19 protein-coding genes are annotated in these 25,690 nt (G+C 71.1%); 5 read left to right on the forward strand and 14 right to left on the reverse strand.

Annotated features, from left to right (window positions below):
* The first annotated feature begins 64 nt into the window (after positions 1-64).
* On the forward strand, positions 65-931 hold the full coding sequence (locus BG418_RS21635) for an alpha/beta fold hydrolase (protein WP_188275603.1): 867 nt from the start codon (positions 65-67) through the stop codon (positions 929-931).
* Between the two features lie 80 nt (positions 932-1,011).
* On the opposite strand, the gene pruA is transcribed toward BG418_RS21635, so the two are convergent.
* A complete protein-coding gene (gene pruA / locus BG418_RS21640) occupies positions 1,012-2,643 on the reverse strand; it encodes an L-glutamate gamma-semialdehyde dehydrogenase (RefSeq protein WP_188275604.1) in 1,632 nt (543 codons plus the stop codon).
* A gap of 31 nt (positions 2,644-2,674) precedes the next feature.
* The gene (locus BG418_RS21645) at positions 2,675-3,601 is read right to left on the reverse strand and encodes a proline dehydrogenase family protein (RefSeq protein WP_188275605.1); all 927 of its coding nucleotides are present in this window, start codon (positions 3,599-3,601) and stop codon (positions 2,675-2,677) included.
* Positions 3,602-3,785: 184 nt separating this feature from the next.
* Here BG418_RS21645 and BG418_RS21650 point away from each other — a divergent pair, with 184 nt between their 5' ends.
* Complete coding sequence (locus BG418_RS21650) at positions 3,786-4,961, forward strand: helix-turn-helix domain-containing protein (RefSeq protein ID WP_317453723.1); 1,176 nt, start codon at positions 3,786-3,788, stop codon at positions 4,959-4,961.
* Here the strand turns inward: BG418_RS21650 and BG418_RS21655 are convergent.
* The 7 genes from BG418_RS21655 to BG418_RS21685 all read right to left on the reverse strand — a co-directional run bounded on the left by BG418_RS21655 (position 4,950) and on the right by BG418_RS21685 (position 15,481).
* Entirely contained in the window at positions 4,950-5,552 is a 603-nt protein-coding gene (locus BG418_RS21655; RefSeq protein ID WP_188275607.1) for a TetR/AcrR family transcriptional regulator, read from the reverse strand. The two genes, BG418_RS21650 and BG418_RS21655, sit on opposite strands and share 12 nt — an antisense overlap.
* Before the next feature lie 77 nt (positions 5,553-5,629).
* Complete coding sequence (gene serA / locus BG418_RS21660) at positions 5,630-7,219, reverse strand: phosphoglycerate dehydrogenase (protein WP_188275608.1); 1,590 nt, start codon at positions 7,217-7,219, stop codon at positions 5,630-5,632.
* A gap of 232 nt (positions 7,220-7,451) precedes the next feature.
* Positions 7,452-8,453, reverse strand: a complete 1,002-nt coding sequence (ilvC, locus tag BG418_RS21665; RefSeq protein ID WP_188275609.1) for a ketol-acid reductoisomerase — start codon at positions 8,451-8,453, stop codon at positions 7,452-7,454.
* A 101-nt stretch (positions 8,454-8,554) separates the two neighbouring features.
* Positions 8,555-9,082 carry an acetolactate synthase small subunit gene (gene ilvN, locus BG418_RS21670; RefSeq protein ID WP_067164603.1) on the reverse strand — a complete coding sequence of 176 codons (528 nt, stop codon included), beginning with the start codon at positions 9,080-9,082 and terminating at the stop codon, positions 8,555-8,557.
* A 21-nt stretch (positions 9,083-9,103) separates the two neighbouring features.
* Positions 9,104-10,981 carry an acetolactate synthase large subunit gene (locus tag BG418_RS21675; RefSeq protein ID WP_223185228.1) on the reverse strand — a complete coding sequence of 626 codons (1,878 nt, stop codon included), beginning with the start codon at positions 10,979-10,981 and terminating at the stop codon, positions 9,104-9,106.
* Positions 10,982-11,215: 234 nt separating this feature from the next.
* Positions 11,216-14,074 (reverse strand): bifunctional diguanylate cyclase/phosphodiesterase, encoded by a 2,859-nt coding sequence (locus tag BG418_RS21680; RefSeq protein ID WP_188275611.1) that lies wholly within the window; start codon positions 14,072-14,074, stop codon positions 11,216-11,218.
* Between the two features lie 468 nt (positions 14,075-14,542).
* On the reverse strand, positions 14,543-15,481 hold the full coding sequence (locus BG418_RS21685; protein WP_188275612.1) for a 2-hydroxyacid dehydrogenase: 939 nt from the start codon (positions 15,479-15,481) through the stop codon (positions 14,543-14,545).
* A gap of 73 nt (positions 15,482-15,554) precedes the next feature.
* On the opposite strand from BG418_RS21685, the gene BG418_RS21690 reads away from it, so the two are divergent.
* Both BG418_RS21690 and BG418_RS21695 read left to right on the forward strand, forming a co-directional pair.
* The gene (locus tag BG418_RS21690; protein WP_188275613.1) at positions 15,555-16,553 is read left to right on the forward strand and encodes an aldo/keto reductase; all 999 of its coding nucleotides are present in this window, start codon (positions 15,555-15,557) and stop codon (positions 16,551-16,553) included.
* Between the two features lie 64 nt (positions 16,554-16,617).
* Complete coding sequence (locus BG418_RS21695) at positions 16,618-17,763, forward strand: PQQ-dependent sugar dehydrogenase (protein ID WP_317453720.1); 1,146 nt, start codon at positions 16,618-16,620, stop codon at positions 17,761-17,763.
* Between the two features lie 11 nt (positions 17,764-17,774).
* On the opposite strand, the gene BG418_RS21700 is transcribed toward BG418_RS21695, so the two are convergent.
* Together BG418_RS21700 and BG418_RS21705 are read right to left on the reverse strand one after the other, a co-directional pair.
* A complete protein-coding gene (locus BG418_RS21700) occupies positions 17,775-20,876 on the reverse strand; it encodes a helix-turn-helix transcriptional regulator (RefSeq protein ID WP_223185229.1) in 3,102 nt (1,033 codons plus the stop codon).
* Positions 20,877-20,885: 9 nt separating this feature from the next.
* Positions 20,886-21,056, reverse strand: coding sequence for a hypothetical protein (locus BG418_RS21705; protein ID WP_188275614.1), 171 nt, complete (start codon positions 21,054-21,056; stop codon positions 20,886-20,888).
* A 275-nt stretch (positions 21,057-21,331) separates the two neighbouring features.
* Between BG418_RS21705 and BG418_RS21710 the strand changes: the two genes are divergently transcribed.
* Positions 21,332-22,030, forward strand: coding sequence for an SIMPL domain-containing protein (locus tag BG418_RS21710; RefSeq protein ID WP_188275615.1), 699 nt, complete (start codon positions 21,332-21,334; stop codon positions 22,028-22,030).
* Position 22,031: 1 nt separating this feature from the next.
* On the opposite strand, the gene BG418_RS21715 is transcribed toward BG418_RS21710, so the two are convergent.
* The 3 genes from BG418_RS21715 to BG418_RS21725 form a co-directional block, all read right to left on the reverse strand.
* On the reverse strand, positions 22,032-22,568 hold the full coding sequence (locus tag BG418_RS21715; protein WP_188275616.1) for a hypothetical protein: 537 nt from the start codon (positions 22,566-22,568) through the stop codon (positions 22,032-22,034).
* Positions 22,569-22,711: 143 nt separating this feature from the next.
* Positions 22,712-23,263, reverse strand: coding sequence for a GNAT family N-acetyltransferase (locus BG418_RS21720; protein WP_188275617.1), 552 nt, complete (start codon positions 23,261-23,263; stop codon positions 22,712-22,714).
* A 32-nt stretch (positions 23,264-23,295) separates the two neighbouring features.
* Complete coding sequence (locus BG418_RS21725; protein ID WP_188275618.1) at positions 23,296-25,518, reverse strand: MMPL family transporter; 2,223 nt, start codon at positions 25,516-25,518, stop codon at positions 23,296-23,298.
* Between the last annotated feature and the right edge of the window lie 172 nt (positions 25,519-25,690).

Raw genomic sequence — 25,690 nt, forward strand, 5'->3', positions numbered from 1 at the left:
AGATGGGTGCGGTTAGCTGTACGCGCACCGCAACAACCAGTCATAGCGTCATGAGGGGTTAGAGATGGACGCAGGGCAGATCCACTACCGGAGCGTGACCGTCGACGGTCAGGAGATCTTCTACCGGGAGGCCGGCGCGCCCGACGCCCCCGCGATCCTGCTGCTGCACGGCTTCCCCACCAGCTCGCACATGTTCCGGGACCTGATCCCCCTGCTGGCCGACCGGTACCGCGTGATCGCCCCCGACCACCTGGGGTTCGGCTACTCCTCGGCGCCGTCGGCCAAGGAGTTCGCGTACACCTTCGCCAACCTGGCCGATCTGACCGACCAGTTCACCGAGCTGGTCGGGCTCAGCCGGTACGCGCTGTACATCCAGGACTACGGCGCCCCCATCGGGCTGCGGCTCGCCCTCAAGCACCCCGAGCGCGTCACCGCGATCGTCACGCAGAACGGCAACGCCTACACCGAGGGCCTGGGCGAGGCCTGGGAAGCACCGCTCGCGCTGATCGCGGAGCGCACCCCGGAGACCGAGGCGCCGGTGCGCGAGATCCGGTCGCTGGAGGGCATCAAGTGGCAGTACCTGCACGGGCTTCCGGACCCGTCACTGGTCAGCCCGGACGCGTACCACTACGACGCCGCCCTCATGGCCCGCGACGGCCAGGACGAGATCCAGCTCGACCTGATGGCCGACTACGGGTCCAACTTCGACCTCTACCCGGCGTTCCAGGAGTACTTCCGCACCACCCAGGTCCCGGTCCTCGCCACCTGGGGCGCGCACGACGAGATCTTCGTCCCGGCCGGGGCCCTCGCCTTCCAGCGCGACCTGCCGCAGGCGGAGGTCCACCTCCTGCCCACCGGCCACTTCGCCCTGGAGACCCACGCCCGCCAGATCGGCGCCCTCATCGGCGACTTCCTGGCCCGGAAGGTCTGAACACCAGCAGAAATGGAAACCGCCCCCGTCCTCGGTTGGGGGACCAAGGACGGGGGCGGGGTTCAGAAAGTGACTGCTCGTCAGCCCATGTGCGGGTACGTGTAGTCGGTCGGAGGCACCAGGGTCTCCTTGATGGCGCGGGTCAGCGTCCAGCGCATCAGGTTCTGCGGCGCGCCCGCCTTGTCGTTGGTGCCGGACGCGCGGCCGCCGCCGAAGGGCTGCTGGCCGACGACGGCGCCGGTCGACTTGTCGTTGATGTAGAAGTTGCCCGCGGCGTAGCGGAGCTTGTCCATCGTGTACGCGGCCGCGGCGCGGTCGTTGGAGATGACCGCACCCGTCAGCGCGTAGTCCGAGACCGACTCCATCTGGGTCAGCATCTCGTCGTACTTCGCGTCGTCGTAAACGTGGATCGCCAGGATCGGGCCGAAGTACTCGGTCGTGAAGACCTCGTTGGCCGGGTCCGAGCACTCGATGACGGTCGGGCGGACGAAGTAGCCGACCGAGTCGTCGTAGGTGCCGCCCGCGACGATCGTGCAGGAGGCGTCGGCCTTCGCACGGTCGATGGCCGCCTTGTTCTTGGCGAACGAGCGCTCGTCGATGACCGCGCCGATGAAGTTCGACAGGTCGGTGACGTCACCCATGGTGATGCCGTCGACCTCGGCCGCGAACTCCTCCTTGAAGCCGTCGTTCCAGATCGACGCCGGGACGTACGCACGCGACGACGCCGAGCACTTCTGGCCCTGGTACTCGAAGGAACCGCGGGTCAGCGCGGTCTTCAGGACGGCGCGGTCGGCGCTGGGGTGCGCGACGACGAAGTCCTTGCCGCCGGTCTCGCCGACCAGACGCGGGTAGGTGCGGTACTTCTCGATGTTGGTGCCGACCGTCTTCCACAGGTGCTGGAAGGTCTTGGTGGAACCCGTGAAGTGGATGCCCGCCAGGTCGCGGTGGTTCAGCGCGATCTCGGAGACCGCGAGGCCGTCACCGGTGACCAGGTTGATGACGCCCTTGGGCAGGCCCGCCTCCTCCAGGAGCTGCATCAGCAGCACGGCGGCGTGGGTCTGCGTCGGGGACGGCTTCCACACTACGACGTTGCCCATCAGGGCCGGGGCGGTGGGCAGGTTGCCCGCGATGGCCGTGAAGTTGAACGGCGTGATCGCGTAGACGAAACCTTCCAGCGGACGGTGGTCCATGCGGTTCCACACGCCCGGTGCGTTCGCCGGGGGCTGCTCGGCGAGCAGCTGGCGGGCGTAGTGGACGTTGAAGCGCCAGAAGTCGACGAGCTCGCACGGGGTGTCGATCTCGGCCTGCTGGGCGGTCTTCGACTGGCCGAGCATCGTGGAAGCGGCCAGCGTCTCGCGCCACGGGCCGGCGAGCAGCTCGGCGGCGCGCAGGATGATCGCGGCGCGGTCGTCGAAGGACATCGCGCGCCACGCCGGGGCGGCGGCGAGGGCGGCGTCGATCGCGTCCTGGGCGTCCTGGGTCGTCGCGTTGGCGTACGTACCGATGACGGCCTTGTGGTTGTGCGGCTGCACGACGTCGAAGCGCTCGCCGCCGCCCATCCGGCGCTCGCCGTTGATCGTCATCGGCAGCTCGACGGGGTTCTCGGCCAGCTCCTTGAGCTTGGCTTCGAGGCGCGCGCGCTCCGGGGAACCGGGGGCGTAGCCGTGCACCGGCTCGTTGACGGGAGCGGGGACCTGGGTTACAGCGTCCATGAGTCTCTGAACTCCTTTGTGAGGGGTGGGCTCAGCCCTTGGTGAGGATGGAGCGGGCGAAGAAGAGCAGGTTGGCGGGCTTCTCCGCGAGGCGGCGCATGAAGTAGCCGTACCAGTCGGTGCCGTACGCGGTGTAGACGCGCATCCGGTGGCCCTCGGCCGCGAGCCGGACGTGCTCGTCGCTGCGGATGCCGTACAGCATCTGGAACTCGTACTCGTCCAGTTTGCGCCCGGCGCGCCGCGCGAGCTCCTGGGTGATGGCTATCAGGCGCGGGTCGTGCGACCCGATCATCGGGTAGCCCTCGCCCTCCATCAGGATCTTCAGGATGCGGACGTACGCCTTGTCGATCTCGGCCTTGTCCTGGTACGCGACGGAGGCGGGCTCCTTGTAGGCGCCCTTCACGATCCGGACCCGGCTGCCGGCGGCGGAGAGGCGGCGCGCGTCGTCCTCGGTGCGGAAGAGGTACGCCTGGATGACGCAGCCGGTCTGCGGGAAGTCCTTCCGCAGCTCCTCGTGGATGGCGAACATCGAGTCGAGGGTGGTGTGGTCCTCGGCGTCCAGGGTGACCGTGGTGCCGATCTCGGCGGCGGCCTCGACGACCGGGCGGACGTTGGCGAGGGCGAGCTCGTGGCCGCCCTCCAGCGCCTGGCCGAACATGGAGAGCTTCACGGACATCTCGGCGCGGGCGCCCAGGTCCAGGTCCTTGAGGCGGCCGATGAGCTCCAGGTAGGCGTCCCGGGCGGCGTGCGACTGCTCGACCGTGGTGATGTCCTCGCCCACCACGTCCAGGGTGACCTCCAGGCCCTTGCCGGCGGCGTCCTTGACGATCGGCACGACCTGGTCGACCGTCTCACCGGCGATGAACCGGTCGACGACCTGCTTGGTGCCGGGTGCGGCCGAGATGAAACGGCGCATCTTGTCGCTGCGCGACGCGGCGAGGATCACGGGACCCAGCACGGGGCACCTCCATGGAAAGGGGTAGCAGGAGGCCGAAACCCGACTAATGGGGAACGGCACGGAGAACCACCGTGAAACCTAGGGACCGTTTCGATCCTCTGCCATCGACACCTGTCACGCATCCGTGCCCCGCATCTCAGACAGATGTCTGAAGGCAGCGCCGATGTGCGCGAGAATGTCTGACGTGAAGGGCGACTACCAGGACCTGGTCGATGAGATCTCGGCGCTGCTCGGCGCCCCCGCGACCCTGGAGGACCGGGACTTCAAGCTGATCGCCTTCGGCGCGCACGACTCCGACGACGACACCGCCATGGACCCCGTGCGCACCCGCTCGATCCTCACCCGTCGCTCGACCCCGGCGGTCCGCGCCTGGTTCGAGGGGTTCGGCATCACGCGTGCCACCGGCCCGGTGCGCATCCCGGCCGCCCCCGAGGCGGGCGTCAACCGCGACCGGGTCTGTCTGCCGGTGCGCCATCGGGGCATCGTGCTCGGTTACGTATGGCTGCTCGACGCCGACCCCGGCCCGGCCGAGGACCGGCTCGCGGCCGCGATGGAGGTGGCGTCCCGGATCGGCGGTCTGCTCGCGGACGAGGCCCAGGCGGGCGCCGATCTCTCCCGGGAGTTCCGGGCGGTCCTGACGGCGGGGCGGGGCTGGCAGCGCGACATGGCGATGGCGGCCCTGCGCGCGGCGCTCGGCCCGGACGCGGACGGCCTGCACGCGGTGGTCTGCACGACCCCCTGGCCCGGCGAGGCCCCGTCGGTGCGCACGGTGGCGGGCACGGCGGCGCTGTGCGTGGTGCCGTGGGGGTCGTACGGGGAGGCTCCCTCGGACGAGGACGCGGGCGACGCCGTACCGCAGGCGCTCGCCGCGCTCGTGCGGCTGCGGTCCGCCGACGCGCTCGCGCCCGCGCTGACCGCCGCCGAGCGGCTGCGCGCCTCGGCGGGGCCGGGCGCGGCCGCCGGGGTCGCCGTCCCCCGCCGGGGACTTGCCGAGCTCCCCACCTCCTGGCACGAGGCGACCGCCGCGGCCCGGGCGGCCCGCGCCGAGGCCCGGCTGGGGCCGGTGGCGCAGTGGAGCGGCATCGGCCCGTACCGGCTGCTGACCGCGCTCCCCGACACCGCGCCGCACGACGTGGCGGTCCGTGCCCTGCTCTCCCCCGCCCACACCGAACTGGCCCGCACCGCCGAGGTGTTCCTCGACTGCGCGGGCCAGGCGGGACGTACGGCGGCGGCGCTCGGCATCCACCGCCAGACCCTCTACTACCGGCTCTCCCGGGTCGAACAGCTCACCGGGCTCGACCTCGACGACGGGGAGGACCGGCTGCTGCTCCATATGGCGCTGAAGGCGTCACGCCTGTGAGGACTGTTCCGCCTTGCGGGCGCCCTCGATGAGCAGGCGCATTCCCTCGGTGAGCTTCGCGGCGTCGGTGGCCGTGTCCGGGTCGAACGTCCACTGGATCATCAGGCCGTTGAGCAGCGCCTGGTAGAGCCCGCCGAGCGAGGAGACCACGGGGTCGCTCCCGTCGGGCTCGGCGCCGCCCTGGAACATCGGGATCAGCCCCGAGCGCCCTTGGATGGACGCCTTCGCCAGGTGCTCGCGCACCCCGGGCATCCGGTCGGCCTGGGTGACGACCTCCAGGCTGAGCAGCCAGATCGGGCGGGCCGTGTCCATGGTCGCGATGACGTTGGCCCACACCTCCTGGAACCGCTCCAGCGAGCCGGGCGTACCGGTCGGCTCCACGCCGTGCCCGCCCTCGAAGTCCTCGCCGATGCTCTCGATCATCTCCACGTACGCCTGCGCGAGCAGGGCGTCCTTGGAGCCGTAGTGGTAGCCGATCGAGGCCAGGTTGGTCCCGGACTCCTTCACGATGTCGCGCGCGGTGGTGCGCACGAAACCCTTCTCCAGCAGGCAGCGCTTGGCGCCCTCTAGCAGATCTTCACGGTGTCCCATACGGGGAGCGTACTCGGCCCGTAGACGGATGTCTAAGACAAGCGTCTACGGGCCGGGTCGGGAACCGTTCTGGACTCTCAGACCAGGTTCACCGAGCGCGCCGACGCCGCGCCGATCTCCTCGGCCAGTTCGGTGAGGACCGGCTGCGGGACCGAGTCGTCGACCGTGAGGACGGCCAGCGCCTCCCCGCCCTCCGACGCGCGAGCGACCTGCATGCCCGCGATGTTGAGGCCCGCCTCACCCAGGACGCGGCCGACCGTGCCGACGACGCCGGGGCGGTCCTCGTAGCGCAGCACGACCATGTGGTCGGCGAGCGCCAGGTCCACGTCGTACTCGCCGATGGCCACGATCTTCTGGAGGTGCTTGGGACCGGCCAGGGTGCCGGAGACCGACACCTCGTCGCCATCCGAGAGCGTGCCGCGCACGGTGACCACGTTGCGGTGGTCCGGGGACTCCGAGCTCGTGGTCAGCCGGACCTCCACGCCGCGCTCCTGCGCGAACAGCGGGGCGTTGACGTACGACACCGTCTCGTCCACCACGTCCTCGAACACGCCCTTGAGCGCGCTGAGTTCGAGCACCTTGACGTCGTGCTGGGTGATCTCGCCGTACACCTCGACGTCGAGGCGGACCGCGACCTCGCCCGCGAGCGCGGTGAAGATCCGGCCCAGGCGCTCGGCGAGCGGCAGGCCCGGCTTCACGTCCTCGGCGATGACGCCGCCCTGGACGTTCACCGCGTCCGGCACCAGCTCACCGGCGAGCGCCAGGCGCACCGAGCGGGCGACCGCGATGCCCGCCTTCTCCTGGGCCTCGTCGGTGGAGGCGCCCAGGTGCGGGGTGCACACGACCTGGTCGAGCTCGAAGAGCGGGGAGTCCACGCAGGGCTCCTTGGCGTACACGTCCAGGCCCGCGCCCGCGACGCGTCCCTCCTTCAGCGCCGAGAACAGCGCGGCCTCGTCGACGATCCCGCCGCGCGCCGCGTTCACGATCCGTACGTGCGGCTGCACCTTGTGCAGCGCCTCGTCGCCGATCAGGCCAAGGGTCTCAGGGGTCTTGGGCAGGTGCACGGTGATGAAGTCCGCGACCTCCAGGAGCTCGTCCAGGGTCAGCAGCTTCACGCCCATCTGCGCGGCCCGCGCGGGCTGTACGTAGGGGTCGTACGCCACGATCTTCATGCCGAAGGCCGACATGCGCTGCGCGACCAGGACGCCGATGCGGCCGAGGCCGACGACGCCGAGGGTCTTCTCGCTCAGCTCGACGCCGGTGTACTTGTTCCGCTTCCACTCGCCGTTCTTCAGCGCGGTGTTGGCCTGCGGGATGTTGCGCGCGGTGGCCACGAGCAGACCGCAGGCGAGCTCGGCGGCGGTGACGATGTTGGAGGTCGGCGCGTTCACGACCATCACGCCGGCCTTGGTGGCGGCGGAGACGTCCACGTTGTCGAGGCCCACGCCCGCGCGGGCGACGACCTTCAGCTTCTTCGCGGCGGCGATCGCCTCGGCGTCGACCTTGGTCGCCGAGCGGATCAGGATCGCGTCCACTTCCGCGATGGCGGGCAGCAGTTCGGCGCGGTCCGCGCCGTTGCAGTGCCGGATCTCGAAGTCCGGACCGAGGGCGTCGACGGTGGCGGGCGACAGCTCTTCAGCGATGAGTACGACAGGTTTCGAGCTCACGTGAGTCCTCACAAGTCCAATGCTGCGGACTGCCGTCCCGACGGCCGCAGGCGGTGGAGGTTTGCTAGCCGCGTGGAAGACGCACGACGCTGTGGGCCTGAACGCGATGTGTTGAGCAGCAGTGTAGTGGTGCTCAAGGTGGGGATTTCCGCCGTGGCGGAAAACCACTCGTCCGGGGGTGGACGGGATGGACAAAGGGGCCGCGGCGCAGTGCCGCGGCCCCCGTGAAGGCTTACGCCTCCTCGTCGTTCACCCAGCTCATGAGCTTGCGCAGCTCCTTGCCGGTGGTCTCCAGGAGGTGGTTCTCATCCTGGGTCTTGTACTCGTTGTACTTCTTCAGACCGCCGTGGTACTCGTCCATCCAGTTCTTGGCGAAGGTGCCGTCCTGGATCTCGGTGAGGACCTTCTTCATCTCGGCCTTGGTGTCGGCGGTGATGATGCGCGGGCCCGTGACGTAGTCGCCCCACTCGGCGGTCTCGGAGACCGACCAGCGCATCTTCTCCAGGCCGCCCTCGTACATGAGGTCCACGATGAGCTTCAGCTCGTGCAGGCACTCGAAGTACGCGATCTCCGGCTGGTAGCCCGCCTCGACCAGGGTCTCGAAGCCCGCCTTGACCAGCGCGGAGGTACCGCCGCAGAGCACGGCCTGCTCGCCGAACAGGTCGGTCTCGGTCTCCTCGGTGAAGGTCGTCTTGATGACGCCGGCCCGGGTGCCGCCGATGCCCTTGGCGTACGAGAGCGCGAGCGCGAAGCCGTTGCCGGTCGCGTCCTGCTCGACGGCCGCGATACACGGAACGCCGCGGCCCTCCTCGTACTGACGGCGGACCAGGTGGCCCGGACCCTTCGGGGCGACCATGCAGACGTCGACACCCTCGGGGGCCTTGATGAAGCCGAAGCGGATGTTGAGGCCGTGGCCGAAGAACAGCGCGTCGCCGCTCTTCAGGTTGTCCTTGATGGACTCCTCGTAGACCTGGGCCTGGATCGGGTCCGGGACCAGGATCATGATGACGTCGGCCTCGGCGGCGGCCTCGGCGGGCGTCACCACGCGCAGGCCCTGCTCCTCGGCCTTGGCCTTGGACTTGGAGCCCTCGTGCAGACCGACGCGGACGTCGACACCCGAGTCACGGAGCGACAGCGCGTGGGCGTGGCCCTGGCTGCCGTAACCGATCACCGCGACCTTGCGGCCCTGGATGATGGACAGGTCGGCGTCGTCGTCGTAGAACAGCTCGGCCACTGGGATATCTCCTTGGTGTGCTGGTGTTGCGTCCCACCGTACGGCGGGGATGCGTCGGGACGTTTCAAGTCTCGCGATGCGAACACCGCGAGGGGGCGGGATCAGGCCGTACGGTCCAGGGCCCGCAGGCTGCGGTCGGTGATCGAGCGCGAGCCGCGCCCTATGGCGATCGTGCCGGACTGCACGAGCTCCTTGATGCCGAACTGCTCCAGCATCTTGAGCATCGCCTCCAGCTTGTCCGCGCCGCCGGTGGCCTCGATGGTGACGGCCTCGGGCGAGACGTCGACGGTCTTGGCGCGGAACAGCTGGACGATCTCGACGATCTGGGAGCGCGTTTCGTTGTCGGCCCGCACCTTCACCAGAACGAGCTCGCGCTGGATCGCAGCGCTGGGCTCCAATTCGACGATCTTCAGGACGTTGACCAGCTTGTTGAGCTGTTTCGTCACCTGCTCCAGGGGCAGGTCCTCGACATTGACCACAATGGTGATGCGGGAGATGTCGGGGTGTTCGGTGACACCGACCGCGAGCGAGTCGATGTTGAAGCCGCGGCGGGAGAAGAGCGCGGCGATCCGGGCGAGGATGCCGGGGGTGTTCTCCACGAGGACGGAGAGCGTGTGCTTGGTGGACATGGTGGCGGTCTTCCTGCTCTCTCAGTCTTCGTTGTCGCCGAAGTCGGGGCGGACGCCGCGCGCGGCCATGACCTCGTCGTTGGAGGTGCCGGCGGCCACCATCGGCCAGACCTGGGCGTCCTCGTGGACGATGAAGTCGATGACGACCGGGCGGTCGTTGATCGAGTTGGCCTCTTCGATGACCTTGTCCAGGTCCTCGGGGCGCTCGCAGCGGATCGCGTAGCAGCCCATGGCTTCCGACAGCTTCACGAAGTCGGGGACGCGGGTTCCCTTGCGGGGTCCGGTGGACGCGCCGACCTGGGAGCCGATGGTGTCGTGGCCCGTGTCGTCGGCGTGCAGGACCGTGCTGGAGTAGCGCTCGTTGTAGAAGAGGGTCTGCCACTGGCGGACCATCCCGAGGGCGCCGTTGTTGATGATGGCGACCTTGATCGGGATGTTGTTGAGCGCACAGGTGGTGAGCTCCTGGTTGGTCATCTGGAAGCAGCCGTCGCCGTCGATCGCCCAGACCGTACGGTCCGGCATACCGGCCTTGGCGCCCATCGCGGCCGGGACCGCGTAGCCCATGGTTCCGGCGCCGCCGGAGTTCAACCAGGTGGCCGGGAGCTCGTAGTTGACGAAGTGGGCCGCCCACATCTGGTGCTGGCCGACGCCGGCCGCGTAGATGGTGTCGGCCGGGGCGAGCTCGCCGATGCGCTGGATGACCTGCTGCGGCGAGAGGCTGCCGTCGTCGGGCTGGTCGTAGCCGAGCGGGTAGGTCTCGCGCCACCGGTTCAGGTCGTTCCACCAGGCGGTGTAGTCGCCGGTGTGACCCTCGGTGTGCTCGGCCTGGACGGCCTGGACCAGGTCGGCGATGACCTCGCGCGCGTCGCCCACGATCGGGACGTCGACCTCGCGGTTCTTGCCGATCTCGGCCGGGTCGATGTCCGCGTGGATGACCTTCGCGTACGGGGCGAAGCTGTCCAGCTTGCCGGTGACGCGGTCGTCGAAGCGGGTGCCGAGCGCGACCAGCAGGTCGGACTTCTGCAGCGCGGTGACGGCGGTGACCGCACCGTGCATGCCGGGCATTCCCACGTGCAGCGGGTGGCTGTCGGGGAAGGCGCCGAGCGCCATCAGGGTGGTGGTGACGGGCGCTCCGGTGAGCTCCGCGAGGACCTTCAGCTCGGCCGTGGCACCGGCCTTCAGGACGCCGCCGCCGACGTACAGGACCGGGCGCTTGGCCGCGACGATCAGCTTGGCGGCCTCGCGGATCTGCTTGGCGTGCGGCTTGGTGACCGGCCGGTAGCCCGGCAGGTCGGTGTGCGGCGGCCAGGAGAAGGTGGTGCGCGCCTGGAGGGCGTCCTTGGCGATGTCGACCAGGACCGGGCCCGGGCGGCCGGTGGAGGCGATGTGGAACGCCTCGGCGATGGTGCGCGGGATGTCCTCGGCCTTGGTGACCAGGAAGTTGTGCTTGGTGATGGGCATCGTGATGCCGACGATGTCCGCCTCCTGGAAGGCGTCGGTGCCGATCGCCTTGGAGGAGACCTGGCCGGTGATCGCGACCAGCGGCACGGAGTCCATGTGCGCGTCGGCGATCGGCGTGACCAGGTTGGTGGCACCCGGGCCGGAGGTCGCCATACAGACGCCGACCTTGCCGGTGGCCTGCGCGTAACCGGTGGCCGCGTGACCCGCGCCCTGCTCGTGGCGGACCAGGACGTGGCGGACCCGGGTGGAGTCCATCATCGGGTCGTACGCCGGGAGGATCGCGCCGCCCGGAATGCCGAACACGGTCTCGGCCCCGACTTCCTCAAGAGAGCGGATGAGGGACTGCGCACCCGTGACGTGCTCGACGGGGGTTGCGTGGTGTCCGCCGTTACGGGCCCGCGGCTGCGGATGGTGGGCCCCGGAGGCCTGCTCGGTCATCGGCAATCTCTTCTCGAAGCTGAGGGTTTTTGCGGGGGTTTGGTCGAGTTCGCTCTGCCGCCCCGGGGGTGCCGGTGCAACAAAAAACCCCTCGTGCCGTGAGGCAAGCGAGGGGAGCGCGTCGGGGATGGTCCGCTGGGCCCACGACGGGGCCCGGCTTCAGCCGACGCGCTTTCCAAGTACGAGAATTCGGGTGCGCATGGCATTGACCCTCCCCCCGGCGCCCTGGACGTGTCAAGTGGGTGGGACGGGTGTCTCACTATTTGAGTGATTGACCCGGACGGCGGGCACCTTCCGGCCGCTGAGCACGGGCAACGCGGCCCCGCCCGGCACCGGGAAAGTACCGCGCACCAGGGCCCGCCGCAGCCGGTACTCGTCCAGAGGGCCGGAAAACGCCATGCCCTGCCCATGGGTGCATCCCATGGCCCGCAGCGCGAGGACCTGCTCCGGCACGTCCACCCCGTCGGCCACGGACTGCATCCCCAGGTCGCAGGCGATCCGCAGCAGCCCACTGGTGATCTTGTGCAGCCGGGCGGACTCGACCACGCCCTCGACCAGTCCCCTGTCCAGTTTCAGTACGTCGATGGGGAGCCGACGCAGGGCGTTGATCGCCGCGTAGCCGCTGCCGAAGCCGTCCAGGGCGATCCGCACCCCGAGCCGGCGCAGGCTCACCAGACGCCGCTCCAGGTCGTCGAAGGAGATCCTGGGGTCGCTGTCGGCCAGCTCGATGACCAGGGCGCCGGACGGCAGCCCGTGCCGGGTCAGCAGGGACTCCACGGACCCCAGCGGCATCGACCTGTCGAGGAGCCGGCGGGCCGGCAGGCGGACCGCCACCGGGGCCTCGTGCCCGGCCCTGCACCGCTCGGCGGCCTGCTCCACGGCCTCTTCGAGCAGCCAGCGGCCCAGCTCGGCGGTGCGCTCGCTGTCGTCGGCGACCCGCAGGAACTCGGCCGGGGTGAACAGGATCCCCTGGGCCGATCTCCAGCGCGCCTGCGCGGCCACGGCGGCCACCCGCCCGGTGGTGAGGTTGACCACCGGCTGGTGCAGCAGCGTGAACTCGCCGTCGTGCAGCGCGGTGCGCAGCCGGGCCGCGACCTCGGACTTGCGCACGACCTCGGCCTGCATCTGCGGCGCGTACATCTCGACCCGGTTCTTGCCTCCCGACTTGGCCCGGTACATCGCGAGGTCGGCGTTGCGCATCAGCTCGCGGGCACTGATGTCGCGCTCGGCGAAGGCGACCCCGATGGAGGCCGCGACCCGCACCTCGTTGCCGTCGATCTGGTACGGCTGCGAGAGCGTGAGGCGGAGTCTGTCGGCGATCTCGTACACCTGGCGCTGGCGGGCCGCGCGGTCGCGGCCGCCGTCGCCGACGATCAGGGCGGCGAACTCGTCACCGCCGAGGCGCGCCGCGGTGTCCCCGGATCTGACCGAGTCCTGCAGGCGCCGGGCCGCCTGGATCAGCAGCTCGTCGCCGGCCTGGTGGCCGATGGTGTCGTTGACCTGCTTGAAGCCGTCGAGGTCGATGAAGAGCACGGCCGTGCCGGGGTCACCGGCGCGCCTGCCGGTCAGCGCCTGGCGGGTGCGCTCGGTGAACAGCGCGCGGTTGGGCAGGTCGGTGAGGGGGTCGTGCTCGGCGTTGTGCTGCAACTGGGCCTGCAGGCGCACCCGTTCGGTGACGTCCCGGCTGTTGAGGATGAGCCCGCCCTGGTGGCGGTTGATGGTGGACTCGACGTTCAGCCACTCCCCCGTACCGGACTTGAAGCGGCACTCGATGCGGCTGGTCGGCTCGTCCAGCGGCGACGTGGCCAGAAAGCGCCGCACCTCGTGCACGACTCTGCCCAGGTCCTCCGGGTGGATGATCGAAGCCAGCTCCGAGCCGACCAGGTCCTCCGCGTCGCGTCCGTAGACGCCCGCGGCGGCGGGGCTCACGTACCGCAGTATTCCGGTGGGGGCGGCGATCATGATGACGTCGCTGGAGCCCTGCACCAGGGAGCGGAAGTGGTTCTCCTTCTGGGCCAGTTCGTGCGTGAGCGCGATGTTGTCGACGAGCATGATGCCCTGGCGCACGACGAGCGCGAGCACCACCGTGCACCCGGTGAAGACCACCACCCGGTCGACCCGGCGGCCCTCGATGACGTTGTAGAGGATCCCCAGGGTGCAGACGGCCGCCGCGAGGTACGGCGTGAGCGCGCCCAGCGAGCCCGCGATGGGGCGGGTGGTGGCGGGCGCGCCCGGCCGACGCGGCGGGGGCGGCACGACCCGGCCCGCCGAGGCGAGCCGACGGGCACCCCAGGGCGCATACGCGAGCAGCAGCGACCCGGCGAACCAGCCCGCGTCCAGGAGCTGCCCGGAGCGGTAGGTGTCGCGCAGCAGCGGCGAGGTGAACAGCGCGTCGCACAGCACGGTCAGCGCCAGCGAGGCGATCGCGGTGTTGATCGCCGACCGGTTGGCCGACGAGCGCCGGAAGTGCAGCGCGAGCACCATGCTCACCAGCACGATGTCGAGCAGCGGATACGCGAGCGACAGCGCGGCCCCGGCGACGCTCTCGCCCTCGGTGCGCGCGGTGTGTTCGAGCGCCAGGCTCCAGGAGAGCGTCAGCAGCGAGCCGCCGATCAGCCAGGAGTCGAGGGCCAGGCACACCCACCCGGCCCGGGTGACCGGACGCTTGGCGAGCACCAGCAGGCCGACGATCGCGGGCGGCGCGAAGAGCAGGAAGAACAGATCGGCCAGGGAGGGCGAGGGCACGGTCGTGTAGTGGAGCACCACCTCGTACCACCCCCAGACTCCGTTGCCGCTCGCCGCCATGGCGGAGGAGAAGGAGAACAGCAGCCAGGCCGGCCGAAAACGGCTCTCCCCTTCCCCGCCGCCTCCGCGCGCGTAGAGGAAGCAGGAGGCCGAGGCCATCAGCGCCGCTCCGCTGAGGCCGAAGTCCCCCATGAACAGGGCGACTTCATGCGATCCCCAGCCGAGCGCCGCCCCGGTCGCATACCCCGCGCAGACCACCGCGAGGACCAGCTGGGACACCAGGCCCGATCCGCCGTCGGACATCTCGGGGACCGGCGGGCGGGCGAGCACCGCGCCCGGGGCGCTCACCGGGCCCCTCCGGACCCGCTCGCCGTACAACAGCGGGTTGCTCCCGGGCCCGCGCCGCGGTCCGGTGGATGGGCCCGCGCGCCCCGGGGACGGGGCGCCGGCGGGCGGGCGGTCCGGGCCGGGGGCCGGGTTCGCGCCCGGCATCGGAGCCGGGGCCGCGTATGGGCCCGGGGCAGTCCGGCACGCGCGCCTCGGGGTAGCCGTCGGCGGCTCCGCCGCGTCGGATCGTTGGTCCATTGGCCGTGCATCGCCCGTCGCCCCCCTCGCTGTGACATTGCTCCCCCGCGCCGTCAAGTCGCGCGGCGCAGCCCCCGGTCGGGACGATACACCAGTCTCGTCACTCAGGGACATAGTCCCTCTACGCTCCGTGACCACCAAGGGAGTTGTGGATACGGATCGCACCCGGGCCGACGCGGAGAGTGGTCAATCCAAGGCGGGGCGGGGTCTGTAGGCCTTCGGGACGTCCTTTCACGACGTCGTCAGGACCACGTTGTCGAGCGGCTCCCCGGCCGCGAACCGGGTGAGCTGACGGACCACCAGACGCTTGGCGCGCGGCATGAACGCCGAGGTGGATCCACCGACATGAGGGCTGATCAGCACATGCGGCGCATGCCACAGGGGGTGTCCGGCGGGCAGCGGTTCCGGGTCGGTGACATCGAGGGCGGCCCGCAGGCGCCCGCTCTCCAGCTCGGCCAGGAGCGCCTCGGTGTCCACGACCGGCCCGCGGGCCACGTTCACCAGCAGCGCCCCGTCCTTCATCCGACTCAGGAACGCGGCTCCGGCCAGGCCTTTCGTCTGCTCCGTGAGCGGTGTGGACAGGATGACGACATCGGCCTGCGGTAGCAGTTCCGGCAGTTCGGTGAGGGGATGCACGGGGCCGCGCGCGGTCGCGCGCCAGGAGCGCGCGACGCGCGCCACTCGCGCGCACTCAAAGGGCGCGAGCCGGTCCTCGATGGCCGCGCCGATCGATCCGTACCCCACGATGAGCACCGACTTGTCGGCGAGCGCCGGATAGAAGCCGGAGCGCCACTCCTCCTTGTCCTGACCGGCGACGAACGACGGGATGCCGCGCAGCGAGGCCAGGATCAGGGCGAGGGTGAGCTCGGCGGTGGACGCCTCGTGCACCCCGCGCGCGTTGCAGAGGAGTACCCCTGGGGCCAGTGCGCCCAAACCCGGTTCCATCTGGTCGATCCCGGCCGACAGCGTCTGTACGACCCGCACCCCGGTCATCGCGGCGAGCGGGCGTACGGCGATGTCCACTCCCTTCATGTACGGGACGACGTAGTACGCGCAGTCGGCCGGGTCGGCCGGGTAGTCGGGGCCGCCGTCCCAGAAGCGGTAGGCGAAGGCGTCGGGGAGGCCGGGGATCTCCTCGGGAGGGAGGGGGAGCCACACGTCTGCAGTCATGGTCGGAGGCTATGTCAGGCGATGCGGTGGCCAGAGGTTACTTTGGGGTGCGGCTTGAGGAGGGTACGGGGAGTTGGAGCGCAGGACTATCGGTGCGGCGGCCCTGGAGGTGGGCGCGATCGGCCTCGGCTGTATGCCCATGAGCTGGGGTTACACCAGTTCGCAGCAGCATGGTGAGCGCTCGCTGCGCACCGTGCACGCCGCGCTCGACGCCGGGTCCACACTGCTCGACACGGCGGACATGTACGGGCCGTTCAAGAACGAGCTCCTGGTGGGCCGGGCCCTGAAGGAGCGCCGGGCCGACGCCTTCGTCTCCACCAAGGTCGGGCTGCTCGTCGGCGGCGACGCGCATGTGGTGGCGAACGGCCGCCCCGGCTATGTGAAGCGCGCCTGCGACGCCTCGCTGCGGCGGCTGCGCACCGACGTCATCGACCTCTACCAGTTGCACCGCGCCGACCCTGAGGTGCCCGTCGAGGAGACCTGGGGCGCGATGGCGGAGCTGGTGACGGCGGGCAAGGTGCGGGCGCTCGGGGTGAGCGCGATGGGCGCGCGCGCCGCCCGCAGGTCCGGCACCCTGTACGAAGTGACGATCCGTCAACTGGAGCGGATGCAGCAGGTGTTCCCGGTCAGCGCCGTGCAGGCTGAGCTGTCGGTGTGGTCGCGGGAGGCGCTGGACGCGCTGCTGCCGTGGTGCGCCGCGCGCGGCGTCGGCTTCCTGGCCGCGATGCCGCTGGGCAACGGCTTTCTTACGGGCACGCTCACCCCGGGCCAGGGCTTCGAGCCGGACGACGTACGCGCCCGCCACCCTCGTTTCACCGCCGAGATGATGGCCGCCAACCAGCCCGTGGTGGCGGGCCTTCGCCGGGTCGCGGCGCGCCACGGGGACGAGGTGACCCCGGCGCAGGTCGCCCTCGCCTGGCTGCTGGGGCGGGGCCCGCACGTGGTGCCGGTGCCGGGCACCAAGCGCGAGGCGTGGGCCCGCGAGAACGCGGCGGCGTCCCGGCTCGCCCTCACCCCGCAGGACGAGGTGGAGATCGCCCGGCTCCCGGCGGCACGGGGGTCGTGGGACTGAGGGGGCGTTGTCGGGCCCCGTACCGTAGAGGCCTGAAGCTCGTGCGCCCGAAAGGAAGCGAACCGTGCGACGTCCCGCTGTGAGAGCCCTGTTGGCCGCTAGCGCGCTGGTGCTCGCGGCCGGGTGTACGTCCGGGACCTCACCGCGCCTGCCGGGCGGCACTCCTTCTACGGCCACTTCCGGACCCTCGGCGACCTCCACCGCCCAACTCCCGCCCAAGAAGGGCTCGGTGAAGGTCGTACGGACGCTCGCCGACGGCCTGAAGTCCCCGTGGGGCGTGGCCCCGCTGCCCGACGGGGGCCTCCTGGTCGCCTCGCGCGACGACGGCACCGTCACGCGGATCGACGCGGCCGGGAAGAAGACCCTGCTCGGCACCGTCACGGGCGTCAAACCCGGCGGCGAGGGCGGCCTGCTGGGCCTCGCGCTCTCCCCCTCGTACGCCTCGGACCACCTCGTGTACGCGTACTTCACCACCGAGTCCGACAACCGCGTCGCCCGGATGCTCTACGACGACAAGCGCCCGGCGGGCCAGCAGCTCGGGGCGCCGGACACCGTCCTTCGGGGCATTCCCAAGGGCACCATCCACAACGGCGGCCGGATCGCGTTCGGGCCGGACAAGATGCTCTACGTGGGGACCGGCGAGACCGGCGAGCGCGGGCTTGCCCAGGACAAGAAGTCGCTGGGCGGCAAGATCCTGCGCATGACCCCGGACGGGCAGCCGGTGCACGGCAACCCCGAGGCGGACTCGGTGGTGTACTCCTACGGCCACCGCAATGTGCAGGGCCTGGCCTGGGACGACGCGGGGCGGCTGTGGGCCTCGGAGTTCGGCCAGGACACCTGGGACGAGCTGAACCTGATCGGGCCGGGCGAGAACGACGGCTGGCCGCTGGTCGAGGGCAAGGGGAACAAACCGGGGTTCGTGGACCCGGTGGAGCAGTGGCGCACGGCCGACGCCTCGCCGAGCGGGATCGCGTACGCGGCGGGCAGCATCTGGATGGCGGCGCTGCGCGGCGAGCGGCTGTGGCGCATCCCGCTCGACGGCGCCAAGCCGCTCGCGGAGCCCGAGGCGTTCCTGACGTCGCAGTACGGCAGGCTACGTACGGTGATCGCGACCGGGCCGCACACCCTGCTCCTGGTCACCAGCGCGACCGACGGCCGGGGCACCCCGCGCCCCGGCGACGACCGCATCCTGGAACTCGACGTGACGTAGAAGGGGCCAGCTCAGGCCGCGCTCGGTGCGAACAGGTTGAGCCGGTGCGCCAGCGCGGCCGCCTCACCACGGCCCGAAACCCCCAGCTTGGCAAGGATGTTGGAGACGTGCACGCTGGCCGTCTTCGGCGAGATGTACAGCTCCTCGGCGATCTGCCGGTTGCTGTGCCCGGCGGCGACCAGGCGCAGTACATCCTGTTCGCGACTGGTCAGCCCGAGCGCCCCGGCCGGATCGACGGGCTCGTCCGGCACCACGCTCTCCTCCTCGACCAGCGCCAACCGCGCCCGGCGGGCCAGCAGTTCCAGCTCCTCCACCAGCGGCCGGGCCCCCAGGCGCACAGCGACCGCGTACGCCTGGCGGAGCAGGGTGCCCGCGGTCGCGCGGTCCTTGCCCTCGGCGAGCAGGGCTGCGGCCCAGCGATGGCAGACCTGCGCCAGTTCGTACGGGCGCTCCAGCGGCCGGAACGCGGTGGCCGCCGCCTCCCAGCGGGCCACGTCGTCCCGGCCCTCGGCCCGCGCGAGCTCCGCCTCGACGCACAGCGCGTACGCCTTGGCCAGCGCTCCGGGCGTGGTCATCTTCTTGGCCGAGTCCCGGATGAGGGCGAGGGACGCGGCCCGGCCCTCTTCGGCGGCGGGCAGCCCGCGCACATCGGCCTCCACGCAGACGGCGGTCAGCAGCAGCGGCCAGCCGTAGCGCTGGGTGCCGGGCGGGAACCCGGCCTCGACGATACGGGCGAACTCGGCGCGGGCGTCCGCGAACCGGCCCTGCCCGGCCGCGAGCCCCAGCTCCAGGCGGGCCATCGGGATGGTGTGCTGGGGCATCGGGTCATGCGGCCCGAAGTAGCCGACGGCCTCGGCCAGACAGTGCGCGGCGAGGTCGAACTCCCCTCGCAGTACGCCCAGTTCGGCCCGGATCAGCGCGGCAAGCCCCCGGGGCTTGCCGCTGGCGCCCGAGCGCTGGACGTGCTCGGCGCGGGCGGCGGCCTCGTCCCAGTCGCCCAGACCCAGCAGCGCACAGGCCTCGTTCGCCGCGGCCCACGCCCCGCTGTCGAGCAGTCCGTACCGCCGGGAGACCCGCACCCCCTCGGCGGCGGCCTCCACGGCCTCCCGGTAGCGGCCCATGGACTCCAGGCTGGAGGAGAGGTTCACATAGCCGCGGCCCGCCTCGCCGAGGAGGCCGATCCGCAGCGAGCGCTCGGCCACCTCGCGCATCATGGCGATGCCGTCCTCGGTGTCACCGGCGTCGACCATCAGTCCGCCGAGCGTGAGCCGGGCGTTGAGCTCGATCTCCTCGGCGTGGACCAACTGGGCGTATTCCACGGCCCGTTCGGCGGCGGCCAGCGACTCGGGGCCGGGCCGGTGCAGCATGCCCCAGCCGGCGGCCGTGGCCAGGACCGCCGCGTGCACGGCCGACGGCGGCAGCCCGCGCACCAGCTCCTGGGCGGTGGCGATCTCGTCCCAGCCGTCACCGCGGCCCAGGTTCTGCACCAGCTTGGACACCTCGGTCCAGAACCAGGCGGCCCGCAGCGGGTCGCACGACAGCTCGTCGCAGGGCGCGTTCTGGTTCTCCGCCTCGATCAGCCGCAGCGCGCGCTTGGCGATCTTCAGAGCGCGCTCGCGCTCGCCGCACAGCCGGGCCGCGACACTCGCCTCGGCGAGGAGGTCGAGATAGCCCAGGGGCGTGGTGTCGGAGTCGCAGCCGCACGCCGGGTAGGCGCCCGCGTAGTCCAACGGCCGCAGCCGCGCGCGGACTTCGGCCGGGACCGAGTCCCACAGCTCCATGCCGCGCTCAAGCAGGCTCAGCTGCTCCGCGTACGCGTGCCGCTTGCGGGCCTCGGCGGCGGCGGTCAGCACCATGGGCAGCGCCTTGGCGGCGTCGTGCGCGGAGTACCAGTAGCTGGCCAGCCGGGTGGCGCGCTCGTCGGCGCGGACCAGCGAGGCGTCGGCCTCCAGGGCCTCGGCGTACTGGCGGTTGAGGCGGGAGCGCTCGCCCGGCAGCAGATCGTCGCTGACGGCCTCGCGGACCAGCGAGTGCCGGAACCGGTAGCCGTCGCCGTCCGGCGCGGGCAGCAGGATGTTGGCGCCGACGGCGGCCCGCAGCGCCTCGATGAGGTCGTCCTCGGCGAGCTTGCAGACGGCGACGAGCAGCGGGTGCTCCACCATGGAGCCGCCCTCGGCGAGGATGCGGACCACCAGCTGGGCGTTCTCGGACAGCGCCTCGACCCGTACGAGCAAGAGGTCGCGCAGGGAGTCGCTCATCCCGCCGGTGGAGCAGCCCGAATCGAGGCACACACTCAGCTCCTCGACGAAGAAGGCGTTGCCGTCGGAGCGCTCGAATATCTCGTCCACCAGCCACTGTTCGGGCTCGGCGGCGAGGATCCCGGTGAGCTGGCGGCGGACCTCGCCCCGGTTGAAGCGGTCCAGCTCGATACGGCGCACCGTGCGCAGCCGGTCGAGCTCGGCGAGGAGCGGGCGCAGCGGGTGGCGGCGGTGGATGTCGTCCGCGCGGTAGGTGGCGACGACGACGAGACGGCCGCGCCGCAGGGTGCGGAAGAGATAGGCGAGCAGATGCCGGGTCGAGGTGTCGGCCCAGTGCAGGTCCTCCAGGACGAGCACGACCGTACGGTCGGCGGCGAGCCGCTCCAGGAGCCGTACGGTGAGTTCGAAGAGGCGGGCCGTGCCGTCCTGGCCGCTCCCGCGGCTGGCCTCGCCGAGCTCGGGCAGCAGCCGGGCGAGCTCTTCCTCCTGGCCCTCAGCGGCTGCGGTGAGCTCGTCGGGCAGGCGGCGGCGCAGGGTGCGCAGGGCGGTGGAGAAGGGGGCGAACGGCAGTCCGTCGGCGCCGATCTCGACACAGCCGCCGACCGCGACGACGGCCCCCGCCGCGCACGCGGCCGAGGTGAACTCCTCGACGAGCCGGGTCTTGCCGACCCCGGCCTCACCGCCCACGAGCAACGCCTGCGGCTCGCCCGCGTGGGCGCGGGCGAGCGCTTCGTTCAAGGCGGTCAGTTCACCGGCGCGGCCGACGAACACGGGGCTGAAAGACCTGGTCTCCACGCCGGTGAGCATCGCACAGCAGTCCGGCCCGGCGGCACCCCTGATCGGGATCACGGTCATCTCGGGTGCTCACGCGGCGTGCGCGAAGAGGTGGCGCAGGTCCCGCAGATGAGTCACCCGCCCCTCCGCAACGTGGCCGGCGGTGCGGCGGGCCCGGCGGGCCTCGCGGACCAGCCGCTGGGCGGCGGCCTCGCGGAGCAGCTCGGCCTGGTTCACCTGGTGCAGTTCGTACGCGAACATTTCGTGCTCCCTGGTGCCCCGTCGTTCCGGGGCTTCGTTGTTGTTTCCATCGCTCTCTGCGATGTCTCAACTCTCGCTTCCCAGGGGGTGTCGCCACATCGGGAGAGTGCCGCATCTGTGGGGCGGCGGGGCCTTAGAAGGAGTACGTGCCGGGGGAGGCATGCCCTAGGCGCGGGGCGGATGCCTTAGACGACACCTAGGCCGTGGCTCCCTACGGTCGTCGCGGACGGCCCGCGATGGAAGAGTGGCCGCAACCACCCACTCAGGGAGCCGATATGACCCATCCGTCCCCGCACCTTCCCTACGGAACCCCCGAGGCGCCGCGCATCGCGGTCCGGGGCGAGGCCGTCCTGGACGTGGACCCGGAGATCGCCCGGCTCGGCGTGACGGTGATCGCGCGCGGCACCGACCGCCGCAGCGCGCTGGAGGACCTCACCCGCCGCAACGCGGCCGTCCTCGACCTGGTGAAGTCGTACGGGGACGCGGTGGAGCAGTTGGAGACCGGCTCGTTCTCGGTCAGCCCCGAGCTGGGCAAGCACGGCCGGGGCGAGCGGGTCCGCGCGTACCAGGGGCAGGTGCGGCTGACCGCCGAGCTCGGCGACTTCACCGCGCTCGGCGAACTCGCCTCGCGCCTGGCCACCTTGGAGCTGACCCGCGTCGACGGCCCCTGGTGGGGCCTGCGCCCCGCCTCCCCCGCGTACGCGAAGGCGCGCCGCCGGGCCGTCGAGCAGGCCGTGGAACGCGCCCGCGAGTACGCGGCGGCGCTGGGCAGCGACCTGGTGGCCCTGCTCGAACTCGCCGACGAGGGCGCCGAGGACGCGCGGCCCTATGCGGCGCCCGCGCCGGGGATGATGCGGTCGGCGTACGGGGCCGGCGCGCCGGAGGGCATCCCGCCGCTCGACCTGGAGCCGCAGCGCCAGACCGTACGCGCCGCCGTACTCGCCCGCTTCACGATGTCGCCACCGGCGCTCTGAGCTACCCCTTGGTGGAGGGGGCGGAGGGCAGCGCGGCGAACAGGTCGAAGTACATCCCGACGGAGATCAGCAGCCCGATCGCGCCGAGGACCAACCCGCCCAGCGCGACCGCCCGCACCCACACGGGCTGCGGGTGGGCGTCGGGGGCGCCGAAGGCCGGGCGGACCAGCACGAACGCGCCGACCAGCAGGGCGAGCAGCGCGAAGCCGCCGTTCACGGCGGCGGTGGTGTGCCAGGAGTCGCCGTAGATCGCCTGAATCTGCGACGCAGCCGAGCCGCCCTGGGCGGTCTTGATCTGCCCGACCAGGGTCTCCCGCTCGGACAGCACCTTGCCCATCCAGGTCCCGCTGAGCGCGACGATCCCGAGGGCGGCGGAAACGACGGCGGCGGCACCGGCGCCGATGCGGGTGGGGGCGGGGGTGGCGTCGGTGGGCGGTACGTCGTCGCCGAGCGAGTCGTCGTGCTCTTCGATTTCCTCGACGTCTACGTCGACGTCGGTCTCGTTGTCGGTCTTGGTGTCGGAGGGGGTGGCGTTCATGCGCCCGACGCTAGGTGCCGTTTCTGAGAGAGCCCTTAACGATGACCTACAGGGGCGCGGGGCTGTGACATTTGCGGCTCCGCCGCGTGGGCGCGACCAGCCCCCACCGGCCCGCAGCTGTCACACGAACCTCGGCGAAGCGATCAGCGAGCCGCCCGCCACTCAGGGGCCAGCACGGACCACACCTCCGTGTCCTGCCGCACACCCCGATGAGGATGGTTGTCCCGCAACACCCCATCCCGCACCATGCCAAGCCGCTTCGCAACATTGATGCTGGGAATGTTGCCGGACGCGACACGCCACTCCACGCGATGGATCCCGCGCTGATCCATCGCCCAGTCGATCAGCACCCGAATCGCCCGGGTCACAAGCCCACGCCCGGCCCCCGCCGACTCCAGCCAGCACCCCGCCTCGGCCACGCCGAGCTTCACGTCGAACGTGCGGAAAAGCACGCCGCCGACCAGCGTGCCGTCGAGCCAGATCCCGTACAGCCGCCCCTCGTCCGCCGCGGTCTTGTCCGCGTACGCCTGGAGGAAGGCGCGCGAGGAGTCGAGGTCCTTGCACACCTCGGCCAGCGAGATGAACTGCCCGATGAACTCGCGCCCCCGGTCCATATGGGCCAGGAACTCCTCGGTGTGGTGCGGCTCCAGCGGCCGCAGCTCGGCACCGTCGTCACCCAGCGATATCGCGAACATCCCGTCCCTCACGTCCCAAAAACCCAACCGGTCTACGAGCCCACGAGCTCGTCCACCGGTTCGTCGACCGGCTCGCTCGTGCGCTGCACGGAGATCGTCGCACGGCGGCACTCGGGCGGTTCGATGCTGATCCTCGGCAGCCGTCTGTCCAGCCAGGCGGGCAGCCACCAGTTGGCGCCGCCGAGCATGTGCATGAGGGCCGGTACGAGCAGGGTGCGCAGGACGAACGCGTCGAGGGCGACGGCGGCCGCCAGTGCTATGCCGAACATCGCGATCACCCGTTCCCCGCTGAGCACGAACGCGAGGAAGACCGAAATCATGATCACGGCCGCGGAGTTGATCACGCGGCTGGTCTCGGCGTGGCCGACCCGGACGGCCCGCCGGTTGTCGCGCGTCTCCAGCCACTCCTCGTACATCCGACTCACCAGGAACACCTGGTAGTCCATCGAGAGCCCGAAGAGTACCGAGACCATGATCACGGGGAGGAACGGCTCGATCGGGCCGGAGCGGCCCAGGCCCAACAGCTCGCTCCCCCAGCCCCACTGGAAGATCGCGACGACGATGCCGAACGCGGACGCCACCGCCGCCACGTTCATCGCGGCGGCCTTCAGCGGGATGCCGATCGAGCGGAAGGCGAGGAGCAGCAGGATGCAGCCGAGGGTGATCACCACGCCGATGAAGAGCGGCAGTTTGCCGATGATCACGCCTGCGAAGTCGTCGTAGCTCGCGGTGACACCGCCGACGTACACATCGAGCGAGGTGCCCTTCTCGGCCTTCGGCAGCACCTCGTGGCGCAGCCGGTCGACGAGCGCGCTGGTCTGCTGGGACTGCGGCGCCGAGTCCGGCACCACGGTGAGGACGGCGACCTCGCCGCTGGCGTTGTACGTCACCGGCCCGACCGAGGCGACGCCGGAGGTGTGCCGCAGCAGCTGCGGCAGCTGATCCATCGCGATGCGGTCGTCGGCGCCGTCCAGCTTCGCGGCCAGCGTCAGCGGTCCGTTGACGCCGGGCCCGAAGCCGTCGGCGAGCAGGTCGTAGGCGACGCGGGTGGTCGACTTGGCGGGGTTGTTGCCCTGGTCGGAGGTGCCGAGGTGGAGCGAGAGCGTGGGCAGCGCGAGTGCCAGCATCACCACGGCGGCCAGGCCCCCGAGGAGTTTGGGGTGCCGCTCGACGAACGCCGACCAGCGCGCCGCGAACCCGGTGGGCAGCTCCGGCTCGGGCCCGTGCTCGCTCAGTCTGCGCCGTTCGCGGCGGCTGAGCGCGCGCGTTCCGATGAGCGAGAGCAGCGCGGGCAGCAGGGTGACGGACGCGGCGACGGTGAGGACGACGGTCAGCGAGGCCGCGATGGCGACGCCGTTGAGGAAGCCGAGCCGCAGGATGAGCATCCCGAGCAGCGCGATGCAGACCGTCGCACCCGCGAACACCACGGCCCGCCCGGTCGTCGCCACGGCCCGGGTCGCGGCCTCGTCGACGGTGAGTCCCTGGCGCAGTCCGCGCCGGTGCCGGGTGACGATGAACAGCGCGTAGTCGATGCCGACACCGAGCCCGATGAGCAGGCCGAGCATGGGCGCGAAGTCGGCGACGGCCATGGCGTGGCCGAGCAGCCCTATGCCCGCGTACGCGGTGCCGACCGAGATCACGGCGGTGACGATGGGCAGGGTGCTGGCGGCGAGCGAGCCGAAGGCGAGGAAGAGGACGACGGCCGCGACGACCACGCCGACGATCTCGCTGAGGTGCGCGGAGGTGGTCTCGGTGAGGGCCGCCGCGCTGCCGCCGACGGCGACGTCGAGGCCGGGCGCGGAGGCGGCCCGCGCGGTCTCGACGAAGGCCTGGGCCTGTGCCTTGGGGAGGGTTTCGGCGGTCCGGTCGAAGGTGACCGAGGCGTACGCGGTGTGCCCGTCGCGGCTGATCTGCGCGCCGCCGTCCCGTCCGTACGGGCCGGTCACCTGCGCCACACCGGGCAGCTTGGCCACCTTGTCGAGCGTCTTGGCGATGCGCTGCTCGATGTCGGGGGCGCGCACGGTGCCGTGGTCGGTGTGCCAGACAACGGTGTCGGTGTCGCCGCCCCGGCCGCCGTGGAATCCGGCGTCGAGCAGGGCGGTGGCGCGGCCGGACTCGGTCCCGGGGACTTCGTAGTCGTTGGAGTACGCGGAGCCCGCTGCGGCGGAGGCGGCCGTGGCGCCGCCGAACGCGAGGAGCCAGAGCAGGACGGCGACGAGGCGGTGCCTGATGCACCACCGTGCGATGGCTGCCAACGAATGTGCTCCCTGGATGGTTCGTGGATCTTTGCCCGGGAACAGCCGGTACGGGAGCAGACGATACGATATTGAACAGCCCGCAAAGAACGCATGACCTACGCGCTGCCACTGTGACAGCGAATAGTGATCGTTTGCCCGTTTCGTGGGCTTACTCACAGGGAAGCGCGCG

The organism is Streptomyces sp. CBMA152 (assembly GCF_014596475.1).
Taxonomy (GTDB): Bacteria; Actinomycetota; Actinomycetes; order Streptomycetales; family Streptomycetaceae; genus Streptomyces.

Bases quoted from the DNA above. Each gene is read 5' to 3' on its own strand.
- ilvN (WP_067164603.1), bottom strand. From the start codon at position 9,082: ATGTCCACCAAGCACACGCTCTCCGTCCTCGTGGAGAACACCCCCGGC.
- BG418_RS21715 (WP_188275616.1), bottom strand. From the start codon at position 22,568: ATGAACGCCACCCCCTCCGACACCAAGACCGACAACGAGACCGACGTC.
- BG418_RS21705 (WP_188275614.1), bottom strand. From the start codon at position 21,056: ATGTTCGCGTACGAACTGCACCAGGTGAACCAGGCCGAGCTGCTCCGC.
- pruA (WP_188275604.1), bottom strand. From the start codon at position 2,643: ATGGACGCTGTAACCCAGGTCCCCGCTCCCGTCAACGAGCCGGTGCAC.
- BG418_RS21700 (WP_223185229.1), bottom strand. From the start codon at position 20,876: ATGACCGTGATCCCGATCAGGGGTGCCGCCGGGCCGGACTGCTGTGCG.
- BG418_RS21675 (WP_223185228.1), bottom strand. From the start codon at position 10,981: ATGACCGAGCAGGCCTCCGGGGCCCACCATCCGCAGCCGCGGGCCCGT.
- BG418_RS21720 (WP_188275617.1), bottom strand. From the start codon at position 23,263: ATGTTCGCGATATCGCTGGGTGACGACGGTGCCGAGCTGCGGCCGCTG.
- BG418_RS21685 (WP_188275612.1), bottom strand. From the start codon at position 15,481: ATGACTGCAGACGTGTGGCTCCCCCTCCCTCCCGAGGAGATCCCCGGC.
- BG418_RS21635 (WP_188275603.1), top strand. From the start codon at position 65: ATGGACGCAGGGCAGATCCACTACCGGAGCGTGACCGTCGACGGTCAG.
- BG418_RS21655 (WP_188275607.1), bottom strand. From the start codon at position 5,552: ATGGGACACCGTGAAGATCTGCTAGAGGGCGCCAAGCGCTGCCTGCTG.
- BG418_RS21710 (WP_188275615.1), top strand. From the start codon at position 21,332: ATGACCCATCCGTCCCCGCACCTTCCCTACGGAACCCCCGAGGCGCCG.